The sequence below is a fragment of the Microbacterium plantarum genome (assembly GCF_035231185.1).
In the GTDB taxonomy this organism is placed as follows: Bacteria; Actinomycetota; Actinomycetes; order Actinomycetales; family Microbacteriaceae; genus Microbacterium; species Microbacterium plantarum.
Genome location: NZ_CP141117.1, coordinates 1,209,919 through 1,235,231, shown reverse-complemented (window position 1 = coordinate 1,235,231; position 25,313 = coordinate 1,209,919). Strand labels below are relative to the sequence as shown.

The following is a 25,313-nucleotide window of genomic DNA, read 5'->3' as shown; positions in this document are numbered from 1 at the left end:
TTCGGTGAGAGCCGCGGTAGATAACGCGGGTCTCTCGCTCCCCGGCTTGGACTCGAACCAAGAACCTATCGGTTAACAGCCGATTGCTCTGCCAATTGAGCTACCGAGGATCAGCCGCCCCGCTCGCGCCGGGCAACCCGTCTATATTAGCAAAGCTCCGGGGGTGCTCACGACATCGGCCGACCGCCGGGCGGGTCGCGGCCGTCAGGACGCTCGCGATCGCCCGTCCGGCGTCCAGACCACATCCGATGCGGTCTGCCCGTATCCCACGGGCCGGCCACCGTGCAGGACGAGAGCCGCGGCATCCAGCTCGTCGGCGGTCTCGACGTCGTTCGTCGCGATGACGATCGCCATCCCCGTGTCGTCGCGACGCGAGAGCAAGGCCTCTCGAGCCGCGATACGCACCTCGATGTCGAGGTTCGCGTACGGGTCATCGCCGATGAAGACCTTCGGGTCGAGCACGAGAGCGCGCGCGAGCGCGACGCGCTGGCGCATGCCCGCGCTGAGCTCGTAGGGATACTGCGAGGCCGCCCCCAGCGGAAGGTGCAACTCGTCGAGGAGCGAGGCGACCCGAAGCGACAGAGCGCGCTGACTCACCCGCCGGTCACGCGAGGTGATGGGCTCGGCGATGACTTCGGCCACGGTCAATCGAGCCGGGAGCGAAGCGCCCGCCGCCTGTGGCATGTGCCCGGCGTAATAGGTGAGCATGCGGCGCGAACGGCCACCCTTCCGCACCGAGAGGCCGGCCACCTCCGCAGCACCGCCGACGACCCCGACATCGGCCGGCGCATTGCCGGCCAGGACGGAGAGCAGCGTCGACTTGCCGGATCCGGTCGCGCCCATCACGGCGAGGGCTTCTCCCGCCCGGACCGTGACGCTGACGCCCTCGACGACGCGATCGGAATCGCCCGTCCGCGCTATCGACAGATCGTCGCAGCGCACCGCGATCTCCGCGTCGGGTCGTCGGGACATGCGCATCATCCTGCCGTTTTCATCGCTCGACCGCTACTCGTCGCCGACGGCGGCTACTCCGACTCCATGAGCTGCCGCAGCCGAAGGTCGAGATCGCGGATGGCGACGCCGATGGAACGGAACTCGGGCGAGCCCGGTTCCAGGCGCTGCTGCGCGCTTCGCAGCTCGGCCTTCTCGCGTTCGAGCGCCCGCTGGCGGAGTTTGCGCAGCGACTCCATCGCCGTCGTCTGCGCGATGCGTTCGGTTCCCGCGGGGAAGTCCGCCGTGAGCAGTTCGATCGCGAGCGTGCGATAGGGCTCCCGAGTCGCGTCCACCGCAGCCGAGGTCCATCCGGGCCGGGTGAGATCGGTCTGCATCGAGACGGCCTGACGGACGGCTTCGAGAGCCGGATGCGGCATGGGCAGACCCAGCGCGATGTCGACGGCCTGCTTGTCGAGCAGGTGCCCGTACTGCAGCACGCCCATGAGCGCGCGCTTCTCGAGCTCGAGGGCGGCCGGCAGTGAGGCGAGGGTGACACGGACCGACACGGGCGGCGGTTCGGAGGCCGCGCCGGGCGCGCCTGAGGGCTGCGCTCGGCCTGCGCCCGGTGCCTCGCCGCGAGTGCGCTCCCCTGCGCTCCCGGACGCCGACGCGCGGCGCGCGGCCCGCTCGACCTCGGGCTGCACCTCCGAAAGGTCGAGCCCGAGCTTTCCGGCGAGGACACGCGTGTAGCCCGGTCGAAGCGCGGCATCGCGGATGTCGGCGACGATCGGTGCCGCTGCCCGCAGAGCGCCGATGCGTCCTTCGACGGTGGAGAGGTCGAACGTCGACAGACGCTGATCCATGACGAACTCGAACATCGGCGCCTTCGCCTCGATGAGCGAGCGCACCGCTGCATCACCCCGGTTGAGCCGCAGATCGCACGGGTCCAGCCCCTCGGGGGCGACCGCGACGTACGTCTGCGCCGCGAAGCGCTTCTCGTCGCCGAAGGCGCGCAGCGCGGCCTTCTGGCCGGCGGCATCCGGGTCGAACGTGAAGACGACCTCACCCGAGCTGCCCTCGCTGTCGCCCATGACGCGACGCAGCACCGTGATGTGATCGGTACCGAAGGCCGTGCCGCACGACGCGATGGCTCCGGTGACCCCGGCGAGATGGCACGCCATCACATCGGTGTAGCCCTCGACGACGACGACGCGATGCTCCCGCGAGATCGACTTCTTCGCGAGGTCGAGGCCGTAGAGGACCTGCGCCTTCTTGTAGATCGGCGTCTCTGGCGTGTTGAGGTACTTCGGACCCTGATCGTCGTCGTAGAGGCGGCGAGCGCCGAAACCGATCGTCTGACCGGCGACGTCGCGGATGGGCCAGACGACCCGTCCCCGGAACCGGTCGTAGACGCCGCGCTGCCCCTTCGAGACCAGTCCCCCGGTGAGCAGCTCCTCGTCGGTGAATCCCTGCGACCGCAGTGCGTCGCGAAGCGCCGACCAGCCTTGGGGCGCGTATCCGACCCCGAAATGCGCGGCTGCACCGGCGTCGAAGCCTCGTTCGCCGAGGAACTGACGTGCGGCCTGCGCGTCCGGGGCGGACAGCTGCGACCGATAGAACTCGGCCGCGGCGGTGTGGGCGGCGTACAGCCGGGAACGACCGCTCGTCTCGGGAGCCGCAGCGCCGTCCTCGTAGTGCAGTGAGTAACCGATGCGCGCCGCGAGGCGCTCCACGGCCTCGGTGAACGAGAGGTGATCCATCGCCCGCAGGAACGAGTAGACGTCGCCCGACTCACCGCATCCGAAGCAGTGGTAGTACCCCACCTGCGGCCGGACGTGGAAACTGGGGCTGCGTTCGTCATGGAACGGGCAGAGCCCCTTCAGCGAGCCGACGCCGGCGGACTTCAGGGCGACACGCTCGCCGACGATGTCGCCGATGTTCGTGCGCGCCTTGACCTCTTCGATGTCGGTCTGCCGGATCCGTGCCATCAGAGCCCTTCGATGGGCTCGGGCAGCGCGAAGTGGCTCGGCGCCGTCGCGCGCGGATCAGACGACCACAGGCCCAGCTCGCGAAGGTCGACCGGGCCCACCAGGCGGCCGTGCCACTCGATCGCGAAGCGGTCGGTGAGGGTCGCCACCTGGTCGACGATGACGCGGCGGCGGGCGGCATCCGTCACCGCCGCGGCGAAGTCCTCGGCGTGCAGCGCGTCGAGGTGCTCCGGACGCTCCCACAGGGCGTCGGCGAGGCGGCGCAGGACGCGGCGCTGCTCCTTGTAGAGCCCCTTGCGTCCCTCGATCGAGACGACGAAGGCGCCGATGACTCCCTTGAGCACCGCCATCTCGACCTCGATGACGCGCGGGACGATGACACGACCGCGGAAGCGGGTCAGGACGGGGATGTCGTAGTGCTCGCGGGTCGCCGCCGTGGCGGCGCGCGCGAACCGGCCGATGAGATCGGAAGTGAGGTTCTTGAGACGTGCCATCGCCGCGCGCGAGCCGTCGTACGACTCGAGCCACTCGGGAAGCAGTGTCAGACGGTACAGCGCATCGCCGAGCTCGTCCTTCGTGAAGCCGTAGCCCACCCAGCTCTGGATCGCGGTGAGCAGCGCCTCGCGTTCGCGCGGATCCCCGAGCCGCGCCGGATCGAGGTAGCCGTTCAGGACCGCGTCCTCGAAGTCGTGCACCGAGTAGGCGATGTCGTCGGAGAGATCCATGACCTCGGCCTCGATGCAACGCAGGCGACCCGGGGCGCCCTCACGCATCCACTGGAACACCGCCTCGTCCTCGGGGTAGACGCCGAACTTCTGCCGTCCGCCCGGGTCGGGGATGGCGTGCTCGACCGTCCACGGGTACTTGCACGTCGCATCGAGGCTCGCCCGCGTGAGGTTCAGGCCCGCGCTCTGACCGAACGCATCGACGACCTTCGGCTCGAGACGCGAGAGGATGCGCAGCGACTGCGCGTTGCCCTCGAAGCCGCCGATGTCCTCGGCCCAGTCGTTGAGGGCCCGCTCACCGTTGTGGCCGAACGGCGGGTGTCCGAGGTCGTGGCAGAGGCAGGCGGTATCGACGACGTCGGGCGAGAGCTCCAAAGCGATGGCCAGCTCGCGCCCGACCTGGGCGACCTCGAGCGAGTGCGTCAGGCGGTTGCGCGCGAAGTCGGCCGGGCTCGCCGGACTCAGCACCTGCGTCTTGGCGGCGAGACGGCGCAGGGCGCCGGAATGCAGCACACGGGCGCGATCGCGGGCGAAGCTGTCGCGGCGCGAGCGGTGCTCCTCGCGGTGGAAGCGGGCGGCGTCGTGGTCGTTGTAGCCGGAGGGGCGTCCCGCCGAGACGCCGACACCGCTCGTGACCTCAGCCCCCACTGTTCTCGACCTCCGCTGCGGCGATGGCCGACGACTCGGCCGCGTCGACGTCGCGGGAATCCAACCAACGATCCGGCAGCGCGGGACGCTTGGGGGTTCCCGCGCGACCACGCTGCCCCTCCGCAGCCGAGCCGGGGTAGGGCGCCGCCCAGTCCAGCGTCGCGAGGATGTCGTCGATCTCGGCGAGGCTCGACGCGGTCGCCAGCCGCGCCCGCGTGTCACCGCCGACCGGGTAGCCCTTGAAGTACCACGCGACGTGCTTGCGGATGTCGCGGCATCCCCGGCCCTCATCCTCGAAGAACTCCACGAGAAGCTCGGCGTGCCGGCGGAAGGCGGTCGCGACGAACCCGAGCGTGGCATCGACCTCGGGCCCAGCTGAGCCGGGTTCGCCCAGCGCTCGCGCGAGGTCTCCGAAGAGCCACGGTCGCCCGAGGCATCCGCGACCGACGACGACGCCGTCGCAGCCGGTCTCCGCCATCATGCGCACGGCGTCGTCGGCGGACCAGATGTCACCGTTGCCGAGAACCGGAACGCTCGTGACGGCTTCTTTCAGCGCGGCGATGGCCGACCAGTCGGCGTGCCCCGAGTAGAACTCCGCCGCGGTGCGTGCGTGGAGCGCGACCGCCGAGACCCCGGCGTCCTCCGCGATGCGACCCGCGTCGAGGTAGGTCAGGTGGTCCGAGTCGATGCCTTTGCGCATCTTGACCGTCAGCGGGACGTCGCCGGCCGCGCGCGCGGCGCGCGTGACGATGTCGCGGAACAGGTCGAGCTTCCACGGCAGGGCGGCTCCCCCGCCCTTGCGCGTCACCTTGGGCACGGGGCATCCGAAGTTCAGGTCGATGTGGTCGGCGCGGTCCTCCTCGACAAGGAGCCGCACCGCGGCCTCGGTCGTGGCGGGGTCGACGCCGTAGAGCTGGATGGAGCGCGGCTTCTCCGACTCGTGATGGGTGATCAGGCGCATGGTGGTGGCGTTGCGCTCGACGAGTGCGCGGGTCGTGATCATCTCGCTGACGTAGAGACCAGCGCCGTACTCGCGGCACAGCCGACGGAAGGCGGTGTTCGTGATCCCGGCCATCGGCGCCAGGACGACGGGTGCATCCAGGGCGATCGGGCCGATCCGCAGGCGCGGGGAAGCGGAAACGACGGTACTCACCAGATCATTCTCCCAGAAGGACGGATGCCGGAAGGCGGCCGGGCGTAGCCTGGGGACGTGACCGAAGCGACCACCGACATCCGTTCGATTCCCTTCTCCGCAGCCGACGGCACCGCCACCACGCTGGACGAGCTCGGCGACGGTGTGCTGCTCGTCGTCAACGTCGCCTCGAAGTGCGGCCTGACGCCCCAGTACGAGCAGCTCGAGCAGCTTCAGCGCACCTACGGCGAGCGCGGGCTCCAGGTCATCGGATTCCCCTGCAACCAGTTCATGGGTCAGGAGCCGGGCTCGATGGAGGAGATCCTCGATTACTGCGCGATGACCTGGGGAGTGAGCTTCCCCATCATGGACAAGATCCGGGTCAACGGCTCGCACGCCGCTCCCCTGTACAAGGCGCTGAAGAAGATCCGCAACGAGGAAGGTGCGCGAGGCCCGGTGATGTGGAACTTCGAGAAGTTCGTCATCACGCCGAGCGGTGAGGTGCACCGCTTCCGCCCCCAGACGAAGCCCGACGCGCCGGAGATCGTCGCGGTCATCGAGGCGAACCTCCCGCGCTGACCCTGCGCGCGTGTGCGGACCGCGCTCAGCCCGCGGTTTCGACGCCGTTCCGCTCGGCCCACACCTGACGGGCGATCTGCGCGAACGCCTCGGCAGGCTGCGCTCCGGAGACGCCGTACTTGCCGTCGATGACGAAGAACGGGACACCGTTGATGCCGTACGAACGCGCCTGATCCTGATCGGCGCGAACGGCCGGCAGGTGCTCGCCCGACTCGAGCGCGGCGCGGATCACGTCGCGGTCGAGTCCGACCTCGGCCGCGAGCTCGACGAGATCGTCGATCCGTCCGACGTGGCGGCCCTCGGTGAAGTACGCCGCCATCAGGCGCTCGGCCATCTCGTGCTGACGGCCCTCCGCCTTCGCGGCGTGCAGCAGCTCGTGCGCCTTGACCGTGTTGGTGTGCTTGAGGATGTCGAAGTGGTAGTCGAGGCCAGCGTCCTTCGCGACGCCGGTGACGTTGTCGAGCATCTGCTGCACCTGCTCGCGCGGCATCCCCTTGTGCGTCGAGAGGAAGTCCAGCTCGTCGCCCTCGAAATCGACCGGAGTGTCGGGCGAGAGCTCGAACGAGTGGAAGGTCACCTCGACGCGCGGAGCGTCTTCGTCATCCGCCGTGGCCGCGAGGCCCGACTCGAGGTTGCGCTTGCCGATGTAGCACCACGGGCAGGCGATGTCGCTCCACACGTCGATCTTGATTGCGTCCGTCACATCGGGTGCAACGTCCCGGCGCGCGCGAGCTATTCCCGTTAGCGCATCACGCGGTGGGAGCGTCGACAGCGCCGCCGAACCGGCGGTCGCGCGAGAGATACAGCTGGATCGCACCCCACAGGTCGGAACGAGAGAAGTCGGGCCAGAGCGTGTCGAGGAACACCATCTCGGCGTAGGCCGCCTCCCACAGGAGGAAGTTCGAGGTCCGCTGCTCTCCGCTCGAACGGATGAACAGGTCGACGTCGGGCATGTCGGGCACATAGAGGTGCCGGCGCAGGGCCTTCTCCGTGATGGCGGAGGGCTTCATCCGCCCCGCGGCGATCTGCTCCCCCATCGCCCGCATCGCATCGATGATCTCGTGCCGGCCGCCGTAGTTGACGCACATCGTGAGCGTGAGGACGTCGTTGTCGCGGGTGAGCTGCTCGGCGTACTGCAACTCGGAGATGACCGAGCCCCACAGGCGCGGCTTGCGCCCAGACCACCGCACACGCACGCCCCACTCATTGAGCTGATCACGACGACGGTGGAGGACGTCACGGTTGTAGCCCATGAGGAAGCGCACCTCATCAGGCGACCGCGACCAGTTCTCGGTCGAGAACGCGTAGACGCTCAGGTGCTTGACGCCGGCCTGGACGGCGCCGGCGACGACGTCGAGCAGCACCTCTTCGCCCGCGCGGTGCCCCTCGATGCGGGTGAGTCCGCGGCGGTTGGCCCATCGTCCGTTGCCGTCCATGACGATCGCGACGTGGTTCGGGACGCCGCCTCGCGGGAACGCCGGCGGGTACACCCCGGTCCAGTCGAGGGGGCGATAGGGAACCGCGTCGCGGTGCGTGTACGGCTTGGGACTCATCGGTTCGAGCCTAGGCGTTCGAGCTGCCCGCCATCACCGTGGTCAGCGCGCCGCGCCGATGTGTCCGAGTGACCGGATGCCGCGCTCGAGATGCCACTGGGCATACGCGGCGATCAGCCCCGATGCCGCGTTGGCGGTGCCGGGGCTGCCCGCGTCAACGATTTCCCATTCGCCGGCGATGAGGGCGCGGAGCCGGGCGCCGGTCTCCGGTGCGATGCGGGCCGATCCCGCCGGAGCGCAGGCATCGCAGACCGAGCCCCCGAGGGGCGCGACGAACCCGTCGTGCGGCCCGGTACGACCGCAGCGGGCACAGGCGTCGAGCGAGGGCGCCCACCCCGAGAGCGCCATGGCGCGAAGGAGGTAGGAGTCGAGCACAGCGCGACTGTCGTGCTCGCCACGCGCGAGCGCGCGGAGGCCGCCCACGAGCAGCAGGTACTGCTGCGGCGTCGTCTCGGCCTCGTTCAGACGGTCGGCGGCCTCGACCATCGCCGACGCCGACGTGTACCGGTCGTAGTCGGTCGCGATGTCGGCCCCGTACGACCCGAGCGACTCGGCCTGCTGCACGATGTCGAGCGACCGTCCCTTGTACATCTGCACGTCGGCGACCATGAACGGCTCGAGGCGCGCCCCGAAGCGCGACGACGTGCGACGTACTCCCTTGGCGACGCCACGGAGCTTGCCGTGCCGACGGCTGAGCATCGTGACGATGCGATCCGCTTCACCCAGCTTGTGGGTGCGGAGGATCACGACCTCGTCGCGGTAGGTGGGCACCCTCCAATTATCGCGCCGACCGACGACAATGGTTCCGTGACGCAGTCTCAGTTCGTGATCCCGCTCTGGGCGGATCTGACCGCTGTCGGCCTCGGCGGGGTGCAGGGCGCTCTGTTCGCCTCGGGGTTCGTGGGCAAGCAGCGGCTCGACCCTCTCGGCGTGGTCATCATCGGGATCCTGATCGGGATGGGCGGCGGCCTCATCCGCGATCTGCTCCTCGGCGTCCAGCCGGTCACGCTGCAGAGCAACTGGTACCTCATCACCGCTACCTCGGCAGCCCTCGTGGGAATGCTCCTGTCGAACGTCTTCCGACGGCTCAACGCCGTCATCATCGGCCTCGACGCCGTCGTCATCGGCTTGTTCGGCGCATTCGGAACCAGCAAGGCCCTCGTGCTGGGACTTCCGATCGTCCCGGCGATCTTCATCGGCTCGTGCGCGGCGGTCGGCGGCAGCATGTTGCGCGACGTCATCCTCGGGCTTCCCGTCGCCATCATGCACGTCGGCTCCCTCTACGCCGTCGCGGCAGCGGTGGGGTGTGCGGTGCTCGCCGGCGCATCGGCGCTCGGAGCCCCGATCGTGGCGGCGGCCATCGTCGGCATCGCTGTGACCACCGTCATCCGTCTGCTCGCCGTCGTGTTCGACATCTCCCTGCCCGAGCAACGCGCCCTGCACCGCCGCAAGGTCGCCGCCGAGACGGCGTCGATCCCGATCGTCAAGCCGTGATCGCGTGAGCGGGCACAGCACACCGCCGAGAACGACGAAGGCCCCGCCGAAGCGGGGCCTTGATCGAAGAACGACTTACTTGGAGCCGAAGTTCTTGAAGCGCTGGTTGAACTTCTCGACGCGACCGGCCGAGTCCATGATGCGCTGCTTGCCCGTGTAGAACGGGTGCGAGGCGGACGAGATCTCGACGTCGATGACGGGGTAGGTCTCACCGTCCAGCTCGATCGTCTTGTCGCTCGAGACCGTCGAACGGGTCAGGAAGGTCTCGCCGGAGCCCAGGTCGCGGAACACGACGGCGCGGTACTCGGGGTGGATGTCAGTCTTCATGGGATTCCTTACGTGGTGCCCTGGATTTTGCCAGGGCGAGGGAAGTCTGCGATGCGTCTGCACCAAAGAGCGATCCTACCAGGTTCAGGATGCCGCCCGAGCCGCGTAGCGACCGCCCTCCTCGGTGAGCGTGATGGAGAGCCCGAACGTCTCGGTGAGGTTCTCCGCGGTGAGCGTCTCGGCCAGCGGACCGGCAGCGACCACTCCACCCTCGCGAAGGAGGAGCACGTGCGTGAACCCGACCGGGATCTCCTCGACGTGGTGAGTCACCATGATCATCGCGGGCGTGGTCGGGGCCTGGGCATAACCGCCCAGGAGAGCGAGCAGCTCCTCGCGAGCGCCGAGGTCGAGGCTCGCCGTCGGCTCGTCCAGAAGCAGGAGCTCGGGGTCGGTCATGACGGCGCGGGCGATCTGGACGCGCTTCTGCTCACCGTCCGAGAGGGTGCCGAAGGTGCGCTCGGCCAGACCGTCGAGCTTCCATTCTGCGAGCACCCGCATGGCGCGCCGCTCATCGATGTCCTCGTAGTCCTCGCGCCAGCGCCCGGTCACCGCGTAGGCGGCGGTGAGGACCACGTCGAGTACGGTCTCCTCAGCCGGGATGCGGCGGGCCATCGCCGACGAGGCGAACCCGATGCGCGGGCGGAGCTCGAACACGTCGGTGCGCCCCAGGCGCTCGCCCAGGATCTCGACGGTCCCCGAGGTGGGGTGGAGCAGGCTCGCCGCCAGCTGGAGCACTGTCGTCTTGCCCGCGCCGTTGGGGCCGAGCACCACCCAGCGCTGATCATCGGAAACCGACCAGTCGACCCGGTCGATGATGTTCCGGGCGTTTCGGCGGACGACGACGTCGGAGAACTCCAGGACCTGCGGCATGGGTTCAGCCTAGCGGCCGAGCCCCGCCACTCTCGCGTACAACGCGGCGGTCTCGTCCGCGATCGCGGCCCAGCTGAACGAGTCTGCGGCACGCTCGCGGCCCGCGGCGCCGTAGCTTCGCGCCGTCTCGGGATCCGAGACGACCTCGGTCAAGGTGGCCGCCAGATCGGCGACGAACCTGTCGGGATCGAGCGGCGTCCCGGTGCCGTCGTCCGACTGCTCGATGGGAACGAGGCGCCCGGTCACGCCGTCGACGACGACCTCCGGGATGCCGCCGGTCGCAGTACCGACGACGGCGGCGCCGCACGCCATCGCCTCGAGGTTGACGATGCCGAGCGGCTCGTAGACCGACGGGCAGACGAACGTCGTCGCGGCGGTGAGGATCGCACAGAGCTCGTCGCGCTGAAGGAACTCCTCGATCCAGACGACACCCGAGCGCTCGGCCTGCAGCTCGCGCACGAGCCCCTGCACCTCGGCCATGATCTCGGCCGTGTCGGGCGCGCCCGCGCAGAGGACGACCTGGACGTCGGCGGGCAGGAGACGAGCCGCGCGCAGGAAGTAGGGCAGCCCCTTCTGCCGCGTGATGCGGCCGACGAAGACCACCGAGGGGCGTGCGGGATCGATGCCGTGGCGCTCGAGGACCGCGGGATCGTCGACGGGACGCCACGACTCGACGTCGATGCCGTTGTAGATCACCGAGACCTTCTCGGGATCGAGATCCGGATAGCTGCGCAGGATGTCGCGGCGCATGCCGTCGCTCACGGCGATGATCGCGGCCGCGTTCTCGTAGGCCGTCTTCTCGATGTAGCTCGACACGGCGTAGCCGCCGCCGAGCTGCTCGGCCTTCCAGGGACGCAGCGGCTCGAGCGAGTGCGCTGTGACGACGTGCGGGATGCCGTGCAGGAGCGAGGCGAGGTGACCCGCGAAGTTGGCGTACCAGGTGTGGCTGTGCACGACGTCCGCGCCGGCGACATCCCCCACGATCTCGAGGTCGGTGCCGAGCGTCTGCAGCGCGCCGTTCGCGCCGAGGAGTCCGACCGGGGTGGCATAGGACGTGGTGTCGGGCTCCTCCCGGTCGGCCCCGAAGGCGCGCACCTGCACCTCCATCGACGCGCGCAGGGCGCGGACGAGCTCGGTGACGTGCACCCCCGCTCCCCCATAGATCGCGGGAGGATACTCCTTCGAGACGATGTCTACACGCATGTCTCGAACGCTAGTACAGGAGCGTTCGGCGGGCCTAGTGTGGTGCCATGCCAGCAGCGCCCAAGGTCTTCGGAATCGTTCTCGCCGGCGGCGAGGGAAAGCGCCTGATGCCGTTGACGGCAGACCGCGCCAAGCCCGCCGTCCCGTTCGGCGGCCAGTACCGCCTGATCGATTTCGCGATCTCCAACCTGATCAACTCGGGCCTGCGCCAGGTCGTCGTGCTGACCCAGTACAAGTCGCACAGCCTCGACCGCCACGTGTCGCAGACGTGGCGCATGTCGGCCCTGCTGGACTCCTATGTGGCTTCCGTTCCCGCACAGCAGCGTCTGGGAAAGCGGTGGTTCTCCGGCTCGGCCGACGCGATCCTCCAGTCCCTGAACCTCATCAACGATGAGAAGCCCGACATCGTCGTCGTGATCGGCGCCGACCACGTGTACCGCATGGACTTCCGTCAGATGCTCGACGCGCACATCGCCTCCGGCGCCCGCGCGACAGTCGCCGGCATCCGCCAGCCCATCGGGCTCGCCAACCAGTTCGGGGTCATCGACGTCGACCCCGCTGACGAGACCCGCATCCGGGAGTTCCTCGAGAAGCCGCAGAGCCCCGCCGGGCTGCCCGACTCGCCGCACGAGGTGCTGGCCTCGATGGGCAACTACATCTTCGACACCGACGCCCTCATCGAGGCGGTCGAGGCCGACGGCGAGCTGCCGACGTCGAACCACGACATGGGCGGCGACATCATCCCCTACTTCGTGAACCGAGGCGAGGCGGCCGTCTACGACTTCAAGCGGAACGACGTGCCCGGCTCGACCCCGCGGGATCGCAACTACTGGCGCGACGTCGGCACCATCGAGTCGTTCTTCGACGCCCACATGGACCTCATCTCGACGCTGCCGATCTTCAACCTGTACAACACCGACTGGCAGATCCACTCCCAAGCCGTCAACTCGCCGCCGGCGAAGTTCGTCCGCGACAGCGTGGGACGCATGGGCAATGCGATCGACTCGATCGTCTCGCTCGGCTCCGTGCTGTCGGGGACCCATCTCGAGCGCAGCGTCGTCGGCCCGTGGACACTCTCCGGGGGCGGCGCGACCATAACCGACTCGGTGCTGTTCGACTACGTCAGCGTCGGCGCGGGGGCGCGTGTGCACCGGGCGATCCTCGACAAGAACGTCGTGCTCGAAGACGGTGCCACGGTGGGCGTCGACCGTGAGCGCGATCTCGCCCGCGGTTTCACGGTGACCGACACCGGCATCACCGTCGTCGGCAAGAACGCGCGCGTCGAGCGCTGACGCGCGTTCCCGCTAGCGTGGTGGTCATGCCCCACGCGCGTTTCCTCGTCGTCTTCGATGCCGACTCGACCCTCCTGCGCAACGAGGTCATCGAGCTCATCGCCGACGAAGCAGGACGCGGCGCGGAGGTCGCCGCCGCGACGGAGGCGGCGATGCGCGGGGAGGTCGACTTCGCGTCGAGCCTGCGCTCACGCGTCGCACAGCTCGCGGGAGTGCCGCTCACGGCCTTCGAGCGGGTGCGGTCGCGCGTCGAGCCGACGCCGGGCGCGGCTGAGCTCATCGCCGCCATCCACGAGCGCGGCGGCGCTGCCGCTGTCGTCTCCGGGGGCTTCCACGAGGTGCTCGATCACATCGCTCCCGGGCTGGCGGTCGACCTGTGGCGCGCCAATCGGCTCGGCACCGACGGCGCGACGCTGGACGGCACGGTCGCGGGCACCATCGTCGACGCGGAGGCCAAAGCGGCGTCCCTGCGCGAATGGGCGGATGGTCACGAGGTCCCTCTCACCCGGACGATCGCCATCGGCGACGGGGCGAACGACCTGCGGATGATGGCGGCTGCCGGCCTCGGCGTCGCGTTCAACGCCAAGCCCGCGGTGCGCCGCCAGGCGGACGTCGTGGTCGGCCCGGTCGACCTGCGAGAGGTCATCCCGCTCCTCCCCTGAGACGAGGCTGTCGCGTGTCCGGGCCGAGCGCTACGGTCGGGTCATGCACGTGATCGTCATCCCGGGCCTCTGGCTCGACGCCTCGTCCTGGGACGATGTCGTCCCCGCCCTCCACGATGCCGGACACCACCCGCACGCCCTCACGATGCCCGGTGTCGGTGACACCGCCGGAGCGCCCTCGACGACGCTCCGCGACTGGGTCGACGCGGTGGTCGCCCGTATCGACGACCTCCCCGGCCAGCTCGCTCTCGTAGGGCACAGCGGTGGCGGGAACGTCGCGTGGGCGGCCGCTGACCGGCGCCCCGATCGCATCGCGCGGGTCGTCCTCGTCGACACTCTTCCGCCCGCGCCCGGCGCCGAGATCTCGGCGTTCCCGGTCGTCGACGGCGTCGTGCCGTTCCCCGGTTGGGAGTTCTTCGACGAACCGGATGTCGCCGACCTCGACGACGGCACGCGTGCCCGGTGGGCGGCTCGCACGCACCCGGTTCCGGCCGCGGTGCCGACCGACGCCGTCGAGCTGCGCGACGCCCGCCGACACGGCATCCCGGTGACTGTCCTGTCGGGCTCGGCCGACGAACCGGGAGTCCGCGAGATGCTGACGGCGTGGCCGCCGTTCCTCGAGGAGTTCGACGCTCTCGACGACGTCACGGTCGTCGAGCTCGGTTCAGGTCACTGGCCGCAGTTCTCGCAGCCCGACCGCCTCGGGCGCGAGATCGTCGCCGCGCTCATGTGACGCTCGACGGCGCGTCAGTGTCCCATTCCGAGGCCGCCGTCGACCGGGATGACAGCGCCGGAGATGTACGCCGCGTCATCCGAGGCGAGCCAGGCCACAGCCCCGGCCACCTCGGCAGACGAGCCGTAACGACCCGCCGGAATGCTGCGCTTGTACTCGGCCTGTGTTTCCTCGGGAAGAGCCGCCGTCATGTCGGTCTCGATGAACCCCGGCGCGACGACGTTCGCGGTGATGCCGCGCGCGCCGAGCTCTCGGGTGAGCGAACGGGCGAAGCCGACGAGCGCGGCCTTCGACGAGGAGTAGTTGATCTGCCCCGCCGAACCGAACAGCCCGACGACGCTCGAGATGAGGATGACGCGGCCCCACTTCGCCCGCAGCATGCCCTTCGAGGCGCGCTTGACGACACGGAAGGCGCCACCGAGGTTCGTCGCGACGACGGAGTCGAAGTCGTCCTCCGTCATACGCAGCAGAAGCGTGTCCTTCGTGATCCCGGCGTTCGCGACCACGACCTCCACGGGACCGAGTTCACTCTCCACCTGGGTGAACGCTGCGTCGATGGATGCCGCATCCGTCACGTCGGCACGAACCGTCAGCGCACCCTCGGGGCCTTCGCCCGACCGTGCCGTCACAGCGACGCGGTGACCGTCGGCGATGAAACGCTCCGCGATCGCGCGGCCGATGCCGCGGTTTCCTCCGGTGACGAGAACGACTCGGGACGTGGACATGCGACTCTCCTGTGTCTGCGGCGGGAACCCCGCAAGCCTAGCGGGAGCGTGCGCGAGGCTGACGACCGATAAGCTGGCGGCCCGACGTCGACGAGGAGCAGATGTGAGCGACCAGCCCCAGCCGCAGCAGCCGTACCCCGCGCCCGGACAGCCCGCCTCCGGCGCGCCGGTCCCGCCCCCGGCGCCGCCGTACGCCACCCCGCCCCAGCAGCAGGCGTACCAGCCGGCGGGGTATCCGCCCCCGGCGTACGGCCACGGCGGTTACCAGCCGCAGAAGACGAACACGCTCGCGATCGTGTCGATGATCGCCTCGATCGTGGGCTTCATCTGGCTGCTCCCGGTCATCGGGTCGGTCGCCGGTGTGATCATGGGCCACATCTCGCTGTCGCAGATCAAGCGGACCAACGAGAACGGGCGAGGAATGGCGTTGGCCGGCCTCATCGTCGGCTATGCGGGCCTCGCTCTCGCGATCGTCGGCATCATCATCGTCGCGTCGTTCATCGGCTGGGCCATCGAGCAGGACAGCTACACCAGTTACTCGTCGAGCTTCTGAGCCCGGCCGCACCACTCACCGCGGGCGTATCCTTGATGCACCGTGAAGCATCAGACCGCCACACCGTCGGCGACCTCGCTCCCGCGAGCCCCGCACGACGACTCGAACCGTCGCATGACGAAGTACTTCATCATGATGGCGGTGCGCGTGGTGTGCTTCGTCCTCATGGTCGTCATCGCCCCCTACGGCTGGCACACGGCCGCCCTCGCGGTCGGTGCGATCTTCCTCCCCTACTTCGCGGTGGTCATCGCGAACGTCGGCGACGACGTGCGCGAACCCGCGGCCGTCTCACCCCTCGCGGCGCTGCCCGAGCGCCCGGAGGAGTCGCCGAGCAAGCCGCAGGAACCCGCGAAGCCGACCGTGATCGAGATCCGGGAGTCGCGGCCGGAGTGAACGACATCGAGTGCTCCCGCGCCGGATGCCGCGCGTCGGCACGGTGGCGGGTCATCTGGCGCAATCCCCGCATCCATACCGCCGACCGGCGGAAGATCTGGGTGGCCTGCGACGACCACGTCGCATACCTGAGAGAGTTCGTCGCCGCACGCGACTTCCCCGTGAGCGTGGAGCGTCTCGTCGTCGACAACAGCGAAGCAGGTGGGTCGTGAGAGGCAAGACCGCTGTGCGCTGGACGGGCTATGTCGCCGTCGCCGTGGCTTTCGCGATCGCCTGCGCCTACCTGTCGAACTGGCAGTTCACGCGCAACGAAGAGCGCAGCGCTCAGCTCGAGCTCGTCGAGCGGAACTACGACGCCGACCCCGCGCCGCTGTCCGACATCCTGCCGTCAGGCGCGGAGCTCGACCCGGCGGACGAGTGGCACCCCGTGGAGCTGATCGGCCAGTACCGCGCCGACGATCAGGTGCTCGTTCGCAACCGCCCGCACGGGGGCACATCGGCCTTCGAGGTCCTCGTGCCGTTCGAGACGACGGACGGTCGCATCTTCGTCGTCGATCGCGGCTGGGTTCCACCGGCGTCCGACAGCCCCGTGCCGGCCGCGATAGCCGCACCGCCCTCGGGCACGGTGACGGTGGTGGCCCGGCTGAAGCCCGCCGAAGCCGCCCCCACCTCGGGGCGCTCGGCGCCCGACGGCCAGGTCCCGACGATCAACGTCGACCTCGTCGCCGGAGAAGCGGGCCTCGCCGGCGATGTCGTGACGTCGGCGTACGGGCTCCTCGTCTCCGAGGACCCCGCCCCCGCCGACAGCCTCGGAGCCATGCCGAGCCCGTCCGAGGATCCGGGACCGCACCTGTCGTATGCGATCCAGTGGATCCTGTTCGCGATCATGGGCTTCGTCTTCATCTGGTACATGATCCGCACCGAGCGCCGTCACCGGCGTGAAGACGAAGAGGATGCCGCAGCCGCCGCCGCGCTCACCGCCCCGGTCTCCGAGGAATCACCGGCGCCTGCCGTCACGGCATCCGGTCCGCACGAGTCGTCGGTCGTCCCGCCCAGCCTGCGTCGCCGTCGCGACACCAAGCGCGACCGCGACATGGAGGACGAGGACGCGATCCTCGACTCGTCGCGCAGCTGATCGCGCGGCCCGGTCGGCTCAGGCCCGGCCAGGCCAGGTCAGGTCAGGTCAGGTCAGGCCAGGGTGATGAGCTCGAGGTAGTCGCGTCCCCAGATGTCCTCGACGCCGTCGGGCAGGATCAGCACTCGCTCGGGGTTGAGGGCCTCCACCGCGCCCTCGTCATGCGACACCAGCACGACAGCGCCCTCGTAGTGCGCGAGCGCACCGAGGATCTCGTCGCGTGAGGCGGGGTCGAGGTTGTTCGTCGGCTCGTCGAGCAACAGCATGTTCGCCGACGAGACGACGAGGGTCGCGAGCGAGAGCCGTGTCTTCTCTCCGCCGGAGAGCACACCCGCGGGCTTGAGCACGTCGTCTCCGGTGAACAGGAACGACCCGAGCACCTTGCGCGCCTCGGTCTCGGTGATGTCCGGCGCCGCGGACATCATGTTCTGCAGCACGGACCGCGCCACATCGAGGTTCTCGTGCTCCTGCGCGTAGTAGCCGATACGAAGCCCATGCCCCGGCTCCAGCACTCCGGTATCGGGCTGATCGACGCCCGCGAGGATGCGCAGCAGCGTCGTCTTGCCGGCACCGTTGAGCCCCAGCACGACCACCTTCGAGCCGCGGTCGATCGCGAGATCGACGTCGGTGAAGATCTCGAGCGACCCGTAGGACTTGGACAGCCCTGACGCCATCAGCGGCGTCTTGCCGCACGGGGCGGGCTTGGGGAAGCGCAGCTTCGCGACGCGGTCCTCCTGGCGCACCTCGTCGAGACCGGAGAGCAGCTTCTCAGCGCGTGCCACCATCTGGTGCGCCGCGGCGGCCTTGCTCGCCTTCGCACCGAACCGGGCCGCCTGCTGCTGCAGTGCGGTGGCCTTCTTCTCGGCGTTCGCACGCTCCTTCTTGCGGCGCTCCTCGTCGGCGACCCGCTGGCGCAGGTAGTTCTTCCAGTTCATGTTGTAGACGTCGATGACCTGGCGCATGGCGTCGAGGTAGAAGACGCGGTTGACGGTCTCGCCGACCAGCTCCACATCGTGGCTGATGACGATCAGTCCGCCCTTGTATCCCTTGAGGAACTCGCGCAGCCAGACCACGCTGTCTGCGTCGAGGTGGTTCGTGGGCTCGTCGAGGATCATCGTCTGCGCGTCCGAGAACAGGATGCGGGCGAGTTCGATGCGTCGCCGCTGCCCACCGGACAGGGTCTTCAGCGGCTGGTCGAGGATCCGATCCGGCAGCGACAGGTTGTGGGCGATGGATGCCGCTTCGGCCTCGGCTGCATAGCCGCCGAGCGCCTCGAAACGCTCCATGAGGTTGCCGTAACGGCGCATGGCTTTTCCCGCCACGGCTTCGTCTTCGGAACCCATCTCGAGCGACGCGCTCTGCATCTCCACCGCGATCGTGCCGAGGCCGCGCGCGTCGAGGATGCGCGTGCGTGCGAGCATCTCCGGGTCACCCGATCGGGGGTCCTGCGGGAGGTAGCCGAGCTCGCCCGAACGTTCGACCTTGCCGTCACTCGGCAAGAGGTCACCGGCGAGCACCTTGGTGAGAGTGGTCTTGCCCGCGCCGTTGCGCCCGACGAGTCCGATCTTGTCGCCGTCGGAGACGCGGAAGGACACGTCCGCCATCAGCGTGCGCGCGCCCACGCGGATTTCGAGGTCGTGCACGGCGAGCACAGCGAACGTCCAATCGTCAGGAACAGGGAGGTCGGCCGAACGGCCAGCCTCTCATCCTACTCGGTGTCTGCGCTCCCGCTCCGCGGGTCCCCTGACCTTCAGGGCGACTGCAGCGGATTGGCGGGATCGGCATGGCGGACGTAAAGTAAGCCTGCCCTTACTCACCTCTCCTCTTGGAGGACCCTGTGCCCCGCATCCGCACAGCCGCCGCAGCCCTGATCGCAGCCACGCTGCTCCTCGCCGGCTGCGGTTCGACCGCCGCTCCCGACTCGGCACCCGCCGCCTCCGGTGACGCATCGTCCGACGCCTTCCCCGTCACGATCGACCACGCGTTCGGTCAGACCACGATCGAGAGCAAGCCGACGCGCGTTGCGACCGTCTCTTGGGGAAACCAGGAGGCCGCGCTCGCCCTGGGGGTCGTCCCGGTCGGCATGCCCGCCGTCACCTGGGGCGACGATGACGGCGACGGGATCCTCCCCTGGGTGGAGGACAAGCTCGACGAGCTCGGCGGCGAGACTCCCGTGCTCTTCGACGAGGCCGAGGGCATCGACTTCGAAGCCGTCGCGGACACGCAGCCCGACGTCATCCTCGCGGCCTACTCGGGTCTGACGCAGGACGACTACGACACCCTGACCAAGATCGCGCCGGTCGTCGCGTACCCTGACATCGCGTGGGGCACCAGCTGGCAGGAGCTCACCGTCATGAACGGTACGGCGCTCGGCCTCAAGGACGAGGCGGAGGCGCTCGTCGACGACCTCACGGCGCACCTGGACGAGCTGACGGGCGCCTACCCCGACATCGCCGGCAAGACGACGCTCTTCAGCTCCTTCGACGCGACCGACCTCAGCCAGATCGGCTTCTACTCGACCGCCGACCCGCGGCCCCTCTTCCTCGAAGACCTGGGGCTCACGCCGGCCGCGACCGTTACTGAGCAGTCCCAGGGCACCGACCAGTTCTGGATCACCAACAGCACGGAGGAGATCGAGCGGTTCTCCGACCTCCAGGTGCTCGTGACCTACGGCGACGATTCCACGCTGGCCGCCATGCAGGCCGATCCGCTGCTGTCGCGGATCCCCGCCGTCGCCTCGGGAGCCGTGGTCGTGCTGCCCGCGGCGAACGACCCGCTCGCCGCGGCGGCCAACCCCAGCCCCCTCTCGATCACCGACCCTCTGACGTCGACGTACGTCGACATGATCGGCGCGGCGGCCGCGAAGGCGACCTCGTGACCGCAGTCGATCCTCGTCGGATGCCGTGAGCGTTACGACCGTGCCGACGGCCCCCGCCGCCGTGAGCGCGCCCCCGCGGCGCCGCTCCCGGCGGCGGCGGGTCGTCTGGCTCATCGTTCTCGCACTGCTCGTCCTCGCGGCCGGCATCGTCTCGGTGACCTTCGGAACGCGAGCGGTCACTTTCGACGACATCGTCGCCGGGCTCAGCGGAAGCATCGAGAGCACCTCCGCGGCCGCGGTCACCAAGCGTGTTCCGCGCACCGTGCTCGCTCTCGTCGTCGGAGCCGCCCTCGCCGTATCGGGCGCCGTGATGCAGGGAGTCACGCGCAACCCCCTCGCCGACCCGCAGATTCTGGGCATCAACGGCGGTGCGTCGCTCGCGGTCGTCATCGGGCTCGCGTTCTTCGGCGTCACCGGCGCGTTCGGCTACATCTGGCTCGCGATGCTCGGCGCGGCGATCGCGGCGGTCTTCGTCTACACGATCGGCTCGCTGGGCCGGGGCGGCGCGAGCCCCCTCAAGCTCGCCCTCGCCGGAGCCGCCACAGCAGTCGCCTTCAGCTCCCTGATCAGCGCCATCCTCCTCCCCCGCATCGACGTCATGAGTGTCTTCCGGTTCTGGCAGATCGGCGGCGTCGGCGGTGCCACCGTCGAGAAGATCCTGCTCGTGCTCCCCTTCCTCGCCGTCGGCATGGTGATCTGTCTCGCGGCCAGTGCCGCACTCAACTCCCTCGCGCTCGGCGACGAGCTCGCCGCGGGCCTGGGCGAGCGTGTGCGCGCGGTACGTCTGATCGCCGCGCTCGGCGCCGTCATCCTGTGCGGCGCGGCGACCGCCGTCGCCGGCCCCATCGGCTTCGTCGGGCTGATCGTGCCCCACATCTGCCGCCTGCTCGTCGGTCCGGACCATCGGTGGCTCCTGCCCGTCTCAGCTCTCGTCGGCGGGGGCCTTCTGATCGTCGCCGACGTCGTCGGCCGTGTGATCGCCCGGCCTCAGGAAGTCGAGGTCGGGATCGTGACCGCGCTCATCGGCGCTCCTTTCTTCATCGCGATCGTCCGCCGACAGAAGATGCGCGCGCTGTGACCGCCGCCGCTCACCGCACGACGGTCGACATCGTCGTCTCCGGCCGCGCCCGCCGCGCCTGGCGCCGACGCATCGTCCTCGGCTCCCTGCTGACGGCCGTCGTGGTCATGTACGCGGTCTCGCTCATGGTCGGTCAGACCTTCTACACTCCCGCCGAGGTGTGGGGCGTCATCACCGGCCAGACCGTCCCCGGCGCTTCGTTCACCGTCGGCGAGCTGCGACTGCCCCGAGCCACCGTCGCTCTCCTCACCGGCCTGTGCTTCGGCATGGGCGGCGCGGTGTTCCAGACGATGCTGCGCAATCCGCTCGCCAGCCCCGACATCATCGGCGTCAACGCGGGTGCGAGCGCGGCCGCCGTGGTCGGCATCGTCTTCCTCTCGCTCAGCGAGACCGGCATCTCCCTGCTCGCCACCGTCGCCGCCCTCGTGACGGCGCTGATGATCTACCTGCTCGCTTTCAAGGACGGCGGGGCCGGGGCTCGCTTCATCCTCATCGGAATCGGCGTCGCGGCGATCTTCAACAGCGTCGTGTCCTACGTGCTCTCGCGCGCGGCGGAGTGGGACCTGCAGGCGGCGATGCGGTGGATCACGGGCAACCTCAACGGCGCCTCCTGGGACCAGGCCATCCCCCTGGCCCTCACGATGGTCGTGGTCGTCCCGGCCCTGCTCTGGCTGACCCGCGATCTCGAACTCATGCGACTCGGCGACGACACCGCGGCAGCACTCGGCGTTCCCGTCGAACGCCGTCGCGTCCTGCTGATCATCGCCGCGGTTGCGCTCCTCGCCTTCGCGACCGCCGCCGCCGGCCCGATCTCGTTCGTCGCATTCCTCTCCGGCCCGATCGCCGCACGGATGCTCGGGCCCGTCGGCTCCCCCGTCTTGGCCGCCGGACTCTTCGGGTCGCTGCTCGTCCTCGTCGCCGACCTCACGGCGCAGTACCTGCTCGGAATCCGTCTGCCCGTCGGAGTCGTCACCGGGGTGCTGGGCGCCCCCTATCTCATCTTCCTGCTCATCCGCAGCAGCCGCTCAGGAGGCTCACTATGACCGCGGACCGCTCACTCGAAGCACGCGGCGTGCGCCTCGGCTACGGCGACCGCATCATCGTCGACGAGCTCGACCTCGTCGTACCCGGGGGCCGCGTCACCGCGATCGTCGGCGCCAACGCGTGCGGCAAGTCGACGCTGCTGAAGTCGATGGCACGCCTGCTCACCCCCCGCACCGGCAGTGTGCTGCTCGACGGCAAAGACATCCACCGGCTGCCCACGAAACAGGTGGCCCGCGATCTGGGTCTGCTGCCGCAGTCGCCGATCGCGCCGGAAGGCATCTCGGTCTCCGACCTCGTGAGCCGCGGACGAACCCCGCACCACGGGCCCCTGGCGCGGTGGACGCGCACGGACGACGAGGCAGTGGCCCGGGCCCTCGACGCCACCGACACCGCCGCCATCGCCGATCGCTCCGTCGACGAGCTGTCGGGCGGCCAGCGTCAGCGCGTCTGGATAGCGATGGCCCTGGCGCAGCAGACCGATGTGCTCCTGCTCGACGAGCCCACGACGTTCCTCGATGTGAGCCACCAGATCGACGTCCTGGACCTTCTCACCGACCTCAACCGCAGCCGCGGCACGACGATCGTGATGGTCCTGCACGACCTGAACCTCGCGGCGCGGTACGCCGACCACCTCGTCGCCATGGCCGGCGGACGCCTCTACGGTGCCGGAGATCCCACCGAGGTCTTGACGGCCGAGACCGTGCGCGCGGTCTTCGGGCTCGACAGTCGCGTCATCCCCGACCCGCTCACGGGGCGGCCGCTCGTGCTGCCGATCGGCCGTCACCACGTGCCTGCAGAGCTGATTGGAAAACCATGACTCGTCCCGCGCTCGACTTCTTCCGCGTATCCGTCGCGGCGATCACCGACCTGACCCCCAGCTTCCGCCGGTTCACCTTCCGCGGCGACGACCTGGCCGAGTACGGTGATCCGGGCTTTGACCAGCGGGTGAAGATCCTCTTCCCCACAGACACCGCGTCGATCGACACGATGCCCACGGGCCCCGACTGGTACGAGGGGTGGCGCGCGCTCTCCCCCGACGCCCGCCCCGTGATGCGGACGTACACGACGCGCGCCGTCCGCCCCACCGTGCAAGAAGTCGACATCGACATGGTCGCCCACGACGTCCTCGGGCCGGCGTCGGCATGGATCGCGAACGCACGCGTCGGCGACGAAGTGCTCATCCTGGCGCCGACGACCACGCACGTCGGAGTGAGCTACGGGATCGATTTTGTTCCGCCGGCGGATACCGACGCAATCCTGCTCGCCGGCGACGAGACAGCAGCGCCTGCGATCGCGACGATCCTGGAGCAGTTGCCGCTCGACGCTCGCGGCACCGTGGTGCTCGAGGTCCCCACGGCGGCTGATATCGACTACCTCCCCCACCACCCCGGGTTCGAGCGTCACATCGCCGCGCGCAGTGATGACGGCGAACGTCACGCGCATCTGATCCCGGCGGTGGAAGACACCGCTGCGCGCCTCGCCCCCGCGGGCATCGGCGCCGAGGTGGAGGAGATCGACATCGACGCCGACATCCTGTGGGAGGTGCCGCGTACGGCGAAGGGCGGCGCCGCCCTGAAACGCGCGCCGCTGTACGCCTGGCTCGCGGGAGAGGCATCCGCGATCAAGACGCTGCGACGCCACCTGGTCGGCACCGTCGGGGTCGACCGCCGAGCCGTCGCCTTCATGGGCTACTGGCGTCTCGGGCGCTCCGAGAACTGACGACGCGCGTGCGGCGCCACCGATTCAGCCGCGGGTGAGCACCGTCTGACGCGCGAACGCACCGACACGGCTGACGGCGTCTCGCAGTACCTCGGGCCCACAGCCGAAGTTCAGGCGCACGTGCCCGATGCCCTCCGTACCGAAGAACGGGCCGTGGTGGAGGGCGACACGGGAACCTTCTCGGATCGGGTCGGCTGGATCATCGCCCCAGCCGTACGCCGACACGTCGATCCACGCGAGGAATCCCGCGTCGGGGATGCGAAAGCGCGCCAGCGGAAGGTGCTCGGTCAGCAGCTCGCCCAACAGCCGCCGGTTGACATCGAGGCGCGCGAGCAGGCCGTCGAGCCAGGCATCGGATTCCGGCGAGAAGGCGGCGATCGCTGCGAGCGCGCCGAAGAGCCCCGTGCGCCACTCCACCTCCCAGGGCAGTCCCCGAACGACGTCAGCGTTCGTCTCGGATGCCGTCACGAGCACGGCGCATTTCAGTCCAGCGAGGTTGTAGGCCTTCGACGCGCTCGTGACCGCGAAGCCGACGGCGGCGGCTTCCGGCGATGCTGTGAGGAACGGGGTGAAGACGACGTCGGCTGCCGCGAGGGGACCGTGGATCTCGTCGCTGATCACGACGGCGCCGTACCGGTGGGCGAGGGTCGCGAGCGCACGGAGCGATTCCAGCGAGTGCACGGTTCCCGTGGGGTTGTGCGGATTGCAGAGCAGAACGGCCCGCGCGCCCCCGGCGAGGGCTCGCTCGATGCCGTCGAGGTCGAGCTCCCAGGCCGTGCCGGTGTCGACGAGGGGCACCTCTTCGACGATGGCGCCCGCCTCGGCCACCGTGTCGAAGAACGGCGGATACACCGGAGGGTTGACGACGACGCGATCGCCCGGCGAGACCGTGGCGCGCAGGAGCTCGACGACGCCCATCATGACGTCCCCGGTCCAGCGGACCCGGCTCGGGTCGACCGTCCATCCCCATCGCCGCTGGGCGAACCCGACGAACGCCTCCGCGATACCGGGCTGCGGAGGCGTATAACCGGTGTCGCCGATCTCCACCGCGTCGCGCAGAGCCTGCGTGATGGGCTCCGCGAGCGCGAAATCGGTCTCCGCGACGAACATCGGGATGACGTCGTGCGGGTACGATCGCCATTTCGTGCTCGACCGTCGCCGCAGCGTCTCGAGCGGGAGGGCGTCGAGGGGCTGGATGCTCATTCCGCGAGCCTAGTCGCGGGTCCGGGCGCGCCGCCGGCAGGTGTCGCCGCATGACGAAAGCCCCCGTCTCCGCCGTCCGGCGGCCACGGGGGCTTGTCTGCGGAAGTCGTCAGATCGCGAAACCGAGGGCGCGCATCATGTCGCGGCCATCGTCCGTGATGCGCTCGGGGCCCCACGGCGGCATCCACACCCAGTTGATGCGGAAACGGTCCACGACGTTGTCGAGAGCCTGAGCCGTCTGCTCCTCCAGCACGTCCGTCAGCGGGCAGCCCGCCGAGGTCAGCGTCATGTGGATGATGAGAGCGTCGTTCTCGTCGTCCCACGCGAGGTCGTAGATGAGGCCCAGGTCGACGACATTGATCCCCAGCTCGGGATCCATGACGTCCTTGAGAGCCTCGTTGACCTCGTCGTACTTCTCGGGCGCGAGTGTTGCGGTCATGTAACGA

At 69.4% G+C, this 25,313-nt stretch carries 28 protein-coding genes and 1 tRNA gene; 14 read left to right on the top strand and 15 right to left on the bottom strand.

From position 1 onward, the window contains the following. Positions 1-37: 37 nt before the first annotated feature. From VC184_RS05875 to dusB, 5 genes are all read right to left on the bottom strand, one after another. Positions 38-110: transfer RNA gene (locus VC184_RS05875), tRNA-Asn, on the bottom strand. A gap of 94 nt (positions 111-204) precedes the next feature. Then, the gene (locus VC184_RS05870; RefSeq protein WP_112615079.1) at positions 205-972 is read right to left on the bottom strand and encodes an ATP-binding cassette domain-containing protein; all 768 of its coding nucleotides are present in this window, start codon (positions 970-972) and stop codon (positions 205-207) included. Between the two features lie 53 nt (positions 973-1,025). Next, entirely contained in the window at positions 1,026-2,921 is a 1,896-nt protein-coding gene (gene dnaG / locus VC184_RS05865) for a DNA primase (RefSeq protein WP_274177671.1), read from the bottom strand. Further along, positions 2,921-4,294 (bottom strand): deoxyguanosinetriphosphate triphosphohydrolase, encoded by a 1,374-nt coding sequence (locus VC184_RS05860; RefSeq protein WP_112614094.1) that lies wholly within the window; start codon positions 4,292-4,294, stop codon positions 2,921-2,923. Before VC184_RS05860 ends, dnaG begins: the two co-directional genes overlap by 1 nt. Next, positions 4,284-5,447 carry a tRNA dihydrouridine synthase DusB gene (dusB, locus tag VC184_RS05855; protein ID WP_274177670.1) on the bottom strand — a complete coding sequence of 388 codons (1,164 nt, stop codon included), beginning with the start codon at positions 5,445-5,447 and terminating at the stop codon, positions 4,284-4,286. The genes VC184_RS05860 and dusB overlap by 11 nt, the downstream gene beginning before the upstream one ends. Positions 5,448-5,504: 57 nt before the next feature. Between dusB and VC184_RS05850 the strand changes: the two genes are divergently transcribed. Further along, positions 5,505-6,005: a glutathione peroxidase gene (locus tag VC184_RS05850; RefSeq protein ID WP_323987531.1), complete on the top strand. Its 501-nt coding sequence runs from the start codon at positions 5,505-5,507 to the stop codon at positions 6,003-6,005. Between the two features lie 25 nt (positions 6,006-6,030). Here VC184_RS05850 and VC184_RS05845 read toward each other — a convergent pair whose 3' ends face one another. From VC184_RS05845 to recO, 3 genes are read right to left on the bottom strand one after another with little or no spacing between them, the layout of a single operon-like run. After that, positions 6,031-6,708 carry a DsbA family oxidoreductase gene (locus VC184_RS05845; RefSeq protein ID WP_112614088.1) on the bottom strand — a complete coding sequence of 226 codons (678 nt, stop codon included), beginning with the start codon at positions 6,706-6,708 and terminating at the stop codon, positions 6,031-6,033. Between the two features lie 46 nt (positions 6,709-6,754). Further along, complete coding sequence (locus VC184_RS05840) at positions 6,755-7,558, bottom strand: isoprenyl transferase (protein WP_323987530.1); 804 nt, start codon at positions 7,556-7,558, stop codon at positions 6,755-6,757. Between the two features lie 42 nt (positions 7,559-7,600). Beyond that, positions 7,601-8,329 carry a DNA repair protein RecO gene (gene recO / locus VC184_RS05835; RefSeq protein WP_323987529.1) on the bottom strand — a complete coding sequence of 243 codons (729 nt, stop codon included), beginning with the start codon at positions 8,327-8,329 and terminating at the stop codon, positions 7,601-7,603. A gap of 36 nt (positions 8,330-8,365) precedes the next feature. Here recO and VC184_RS05830 point away from each other — a divergent pair, with 36 nt between their 5' ends. Continuing rightward, entirely contained in the window at positions 8,366-9,052 is a 687-nt protein-coding gene (locus VC184_RS05830; RefSeq protein WP_112614082.1) for a trimeric intracellular cation channel family protein, read from the top strand. A 75-nt stretch (positions 9,053-9,127) separates the two neighbouring features. On the opposite strand, the gene VC184_RS05825 is transcribed toward VC184_RS05830, so the two are convergent. From VC184_RS05825 to glgA, 3 genes are all read right to left on the bottom strand, one after another. Continuing rightward, entirely contained in the window at positions 9,128-9,379 is a 252-nt protein-coding gene (locus VC184_RS05825) for a type B 50S ribosomal protein L31 (protein WP_018186539.1), read from the bottom strand. A gap of 84 nt (positions 9,380-9,463) precedes the next feature. Beyond that, positions 9,464-10,249 carry an ABC transporter ATP-binding protein gene (locus tag VC184_RS05820; protein WP_112614080.1) on the bottom strand — a complete coding sequence of 262 codons (786 nt, stop codon included), beginning with the start codon at positions 10,247-10,249 and terminating at the stop codon, positions 9,464-9,466. A 9-nt stretch (positions 10,250-10,258) separates the two neighbouring features. Beyond that, positions 10,259-11,452, bottom strand: coding sequence for a glycogen synthase (gene glgA / locus VC184_RS05815; protein ID WP_274177668.1), 1,194 nt, complete (start codon positions 11,450-11,452; stop codon positions 10,259-10,261). Between the two features lie 47 nt (positions 11,453-11,499). On the opposite strand from glgA, the gene glgC reads away from it, so the two are divergent. From glgC to VC184_RS05800, 3 genes are read left to right on the top strand one after another with little or no spacing between them, the layout of a single operon-like run. Further along, positions 11,500-12,744, top strand: coding sequence for a glucose-1-phosphate adenylyltransferase (glgC, locus tag VC184_RS05810; RefSeq protein WP_112614076.1), 1,245 nt, complete (start codon positions 11,500-11,502; stop codon positions 12,742-12,744). Between the two features lie 26 nt (positions 12,745-12,770). Next, the gene (gene serB, locus VC184_RS05805; RefSeq protein ID WP_274177667.1) at positions 12,771-13,406 is read left to right on the top strand and encodes a phosphoserine phosphatase SerB; all 636 of its coding nucleotides are present in this window, start codon (positions 12,771-12,773) and stop codon (positions 13,404-13,406) included. 43 nt (positions 13,407-13,449) lie between these two features. Continuing rightward, the gene (locus VC184_RS05800) at positions 13,450-14,139 is read left to right on the top strand and encodes an alpha/beta fold hydrolase (RefSeq protein ID WP_274177666.1); all 690 of its coding nucleotides are present in this window, start codon (positions 13,450-13,452) and stop codon (positions 14,137-14,139) included. A gap of 14 nt (positions 14,140-14,153) precedes the next feature. On the opposite strand, the gene VC184_RS05795 is transcribed toward VC184_RS05800, so the two are convergent. Next, on the bottom strand, positions 14,154-14,864 hold the full coding sequence (locus VC184_RS05795; RefSeq protein ID WP_064956815.1) for a beta-ketoacyl-ACP reductase: 711 nt from the start codon (positions 14,862-14,864) through the stop codon (positions 14,154-14,156). A 103-nt stretch (positions 14,865-14,967) separates the two neighbouring features. Here VC184_RS05795 and VC184_RS05790 point away from each other — a divergent pair, with 103 nt between their 5' ends. From VC184_RS05790 to VC184_RS05775, 4 genes are read left to right on the top strand one after another with little or no spacing between them, the layout of a single operon-like run. Continuing rightward, positions 14,968-15,417 carry a DUF4190 domain-containing protein gene (locus tag VC184_RS05790; protein ID WP_240309659.1) on the top strand — a complete coding sequence of 150 codons (450 nt, stop codon included), beginning with the start codon at positions 14,968-14,970 and terminating at the stop codon, positions 15,415-15,417. Between the two features lie 42 nt (positions 15,418-15,459). Further along, the gene (locus VC184_RS05785) at positions 15,460-15,810 is read left to right on the top strand and encodes a DUF3099 domain-containing protein (RefSeq protein ID WP_114587870.1); all 351 of its coding nucleotides are present in this window, start codon (positions 15,460-15,462) and stop codon (positions 15,808-15,810) included. Beyond that, positions 15,807-16,022: a hypothetical protein gene (locus VC184_RS05780; protein WP_112614068.1), complete on the top strand. Its 216-nt coding sequence runs from the start codon at positions 15,807-15,809 to the stop codon at positions 16,020-16,022. Before VC184_RS05785 ends, VC184_RS05780 begins: the two co-directional genes overlap by 4 nt. Further along, complete coding sequence (locus tag VC184_RS05775) at positions 16,019-16,945, top strand: SURF1 family cytochrome oxidase biogenesis protein (RefSeq protein WP_323987528.1); 927 nt, start codon at positions 16,019-16,021, stop codon at positions 16,943-16,945. Before VC184_RS05780 ends, VC184_RS05775 begins: the two co-directional genes overlap by 4 nt. A gap of 53 nt (positions 16,946-16,998) precedes the next feature. On the opposite strand, the gene abc-f is transcribed toward VC184_RS05775, so the two are convergent. Then, positions 16,999-18,597 carry a ribosomal protection-like ABC-F family protein gene (gene abc-f / locus VC184_RS05770; protein ID WP_112614064.1) on the bottom strand — a complete coding sequence of 533 codons (1,599 nt, stop codon included), beginning with the start codon at positions 18,595-18,597 and terminating at the stop codon, positions 16,999-17,001. Between the two features lie 185 nt (positions 18,598-18,782). Here abc-f and VC184_RS05765 point away from each other — a divergent pair, with 185 nt between their 5' ends. Genes VC184_RS05765 through VC184_RS05745 form a run of 5 tightly spaced genes read left to right on the top strand, consistent with a single transcriptional unit; the run spans position 18,783 to position 23,664 of the window. Further along, positions 18,783-19,823, top strand: a complete 1,041-nt coding sequence (locus tag VC184_RS05765; RefSeq protein ID WP_323987527.1) for an iron-siderophore ABC transporter substrate-binding protein — start codon at positions 18,783-18,785, stop codon at positions 19,821-19,823. Between the two features lie 40 nt (positions 19,824-19,863). After that, positions 19,864-20,901 carry a FecCD family ABC transporter permease gene (locus tag VC184_RS05760; RefSeq protein WP_323987526.1) on the top strand — a complete coding sequence of 346 codons (1,038 nt, stop codon included), beginning with the start codon at positions 19,864-19,866 and terminating at the stop codon, positions 20,899-20,901. Then, on the top strand, positions 20,898-21,944 hold the full coding sequence (locus VC184_RS05755) for a FecCD family ABC transporter permease (protein WP_323987525.1): 1,047 nt from the start codon (positions 20,898-20,900) through the stop codon (positions 21,942-21,944). The genes VC184_RS05760 and VC184_RS05755 overlap by 4 nt, the downstream gene beginning before the upstream one ends. Continuing rightward, complete coding sequence (locus tag VC184_RS05750; RefSeq protein ID WP_274177663.1) at positions 21,941-22,762, top strand: ABC transporter ATP-binding protein; 822 nt, start codon at positions 21,941-21,943, stop codon at positions 22,760-22,762. The genes VC184_RS05755 and VC184_RS05750 overlap by 4 nt, the downstream gene beginning before the upstream one ends. Continuing rightward, positions 22,759-23,664 (top strand): siderophore-interacting protein, encoded by a 906-nt coding sequence (locus tag VC184_RS05745; protein WP_323987524.1) that lies wholly within the window; start codon positions 22,759-22,761, stop codon positions 23,662-23,664. Before VC184_RS05750 ends, VC184_RS05745 begins: the two co-directional genes overlap by 4 nt. 24 nt (positions 23,665-23,688) lie before the next feature. Here VC184_RS05745 and VC184_RS05740 read toward each other — a convergent pair whose 3' ends face one another. Both VC184_RS05740 and VC184_RS05735 read right to left on the bottom strand, forming a co-directional pair. Beyond that, the gene (locus tag VC184_RS05740; protein ID WP_323987523.1) at positions 23,689-24,867 is read right to left on the bottom strand and encodes a MalY/PatB family protein; all 1,179 of its coding nucleotides are present in this window, start codon (positions 24,865-24,867) and stop codon (positions 23,689-23,691) included. A gap of 109 nt (positions 24,868-24,976) precedes the next feature. Then, positions 24,977-25,306 carry a metal-sulfur cluster assembly factor gene (locus tag VC184_RS05735; protein ID WP_323987522.1) on the bottom strand — a complete coding sequence of 110 codons (330 nt, stop codon included), beginning with the start codon at positions 25,304-25,306 and terminating at the stop codon, positions 24,977-24,979. Positions 25,307-25,313 lie beyond the last annotated feature (7 nt).

Coding starts and splice junctions, on each gene's coding strand:
- VC184_RS05870 (WP_112615079.1), bottom strand. CDS start 972: ATGTCCCGACGACCCGACGCGGAGATCGCGGTGCGCTGCGACGATCTG.
- dnaG (WP_274177671.1), bottom strand. CDS start 2,921: ATGGCACGGATCCGGCAGACCGACATCGAAGAGGTCAAGGCGCGCACG.
- VC184_RS05840 (WP_323987530.1), bottom strand. CDS start 7,558: ATGAGTCCCAAGCCGTACACGCACCGCGACGCGGTTCCCTATCGCCCC.
- VC184_RS05825 (WP_018186539.1), bottom strand. CDS start 9,379: ATGAAGACTGACATCCACCCCGAGTACCGCGCCGTCGTGTTCCGCGAC.
- VC184_RS05820 (WP_112614080.1), bottom strand. CDS start 10,249: ATGCCGCAGGTCCTGGAGTTCTCCGACGTCGTCGTCCGCCGAAACGCC.
- glgA (WP_274177668.1), bottom strand. CDS start 11,452: ATGCGTGTAGACATCGTCTCGAAGGAGTATCCTCCCGCGATCTATGGG.
- glgC (WP_112614076.1), top strand. CDS start 11,500: ATGCCAGCAGCGCCCAAGGTCTTCGGAATCGTTCTCGCCGGCGGCGAG.
- serB (WP_274177667.1), top strand. CDS start 12,771: ATGCCCCACGCGCGTTTCCTCGTCGTCTTCGATGCCGACTCGACCCTC.
- VC184_RS05800 (WP_274177666.1), top strand. CDS start 13,450: ATGCACGTGATCGTCATCCCGGGCCTCTGGCTCGACGCCTCGTCCTGG.
- VC184_RS05795 (WP_064956815.1), bottom strand. CDS start 14,864: ATGTCCACGTCCCGAGTCGTTCTCGTCACCGGAGGAAACCGCGGCATC.
- VC184_RS05750 (WP_274177663.1), top strand. CDS start 21,941: ATGACCGCGGACCGCTCACTCGAAGCACGCGGCGTGCGCCTCGGCTAC.
- VC184_RS05745 (WP_323987524.1), top strand. CDS start 22,759: ATGACTCGTCCCGCGCTCGACTTCTTCCGCGTATCCGTCGCGGCGATC.
- VC184_RS05740 (WP_323987523.1), bottom strand. CDS start 24,867: ATGAGCATCCAGCCCCTCGACGCCCTCCCGCTCGAGACGCTGCGGCGA.
- VC184_RS05735 (WP_323987522.1), bottom strand. CDS start 25,306: ATGACCGCAACACTCGCGCCCGAGAAGTACGACGAGGTCAACGAGGCT.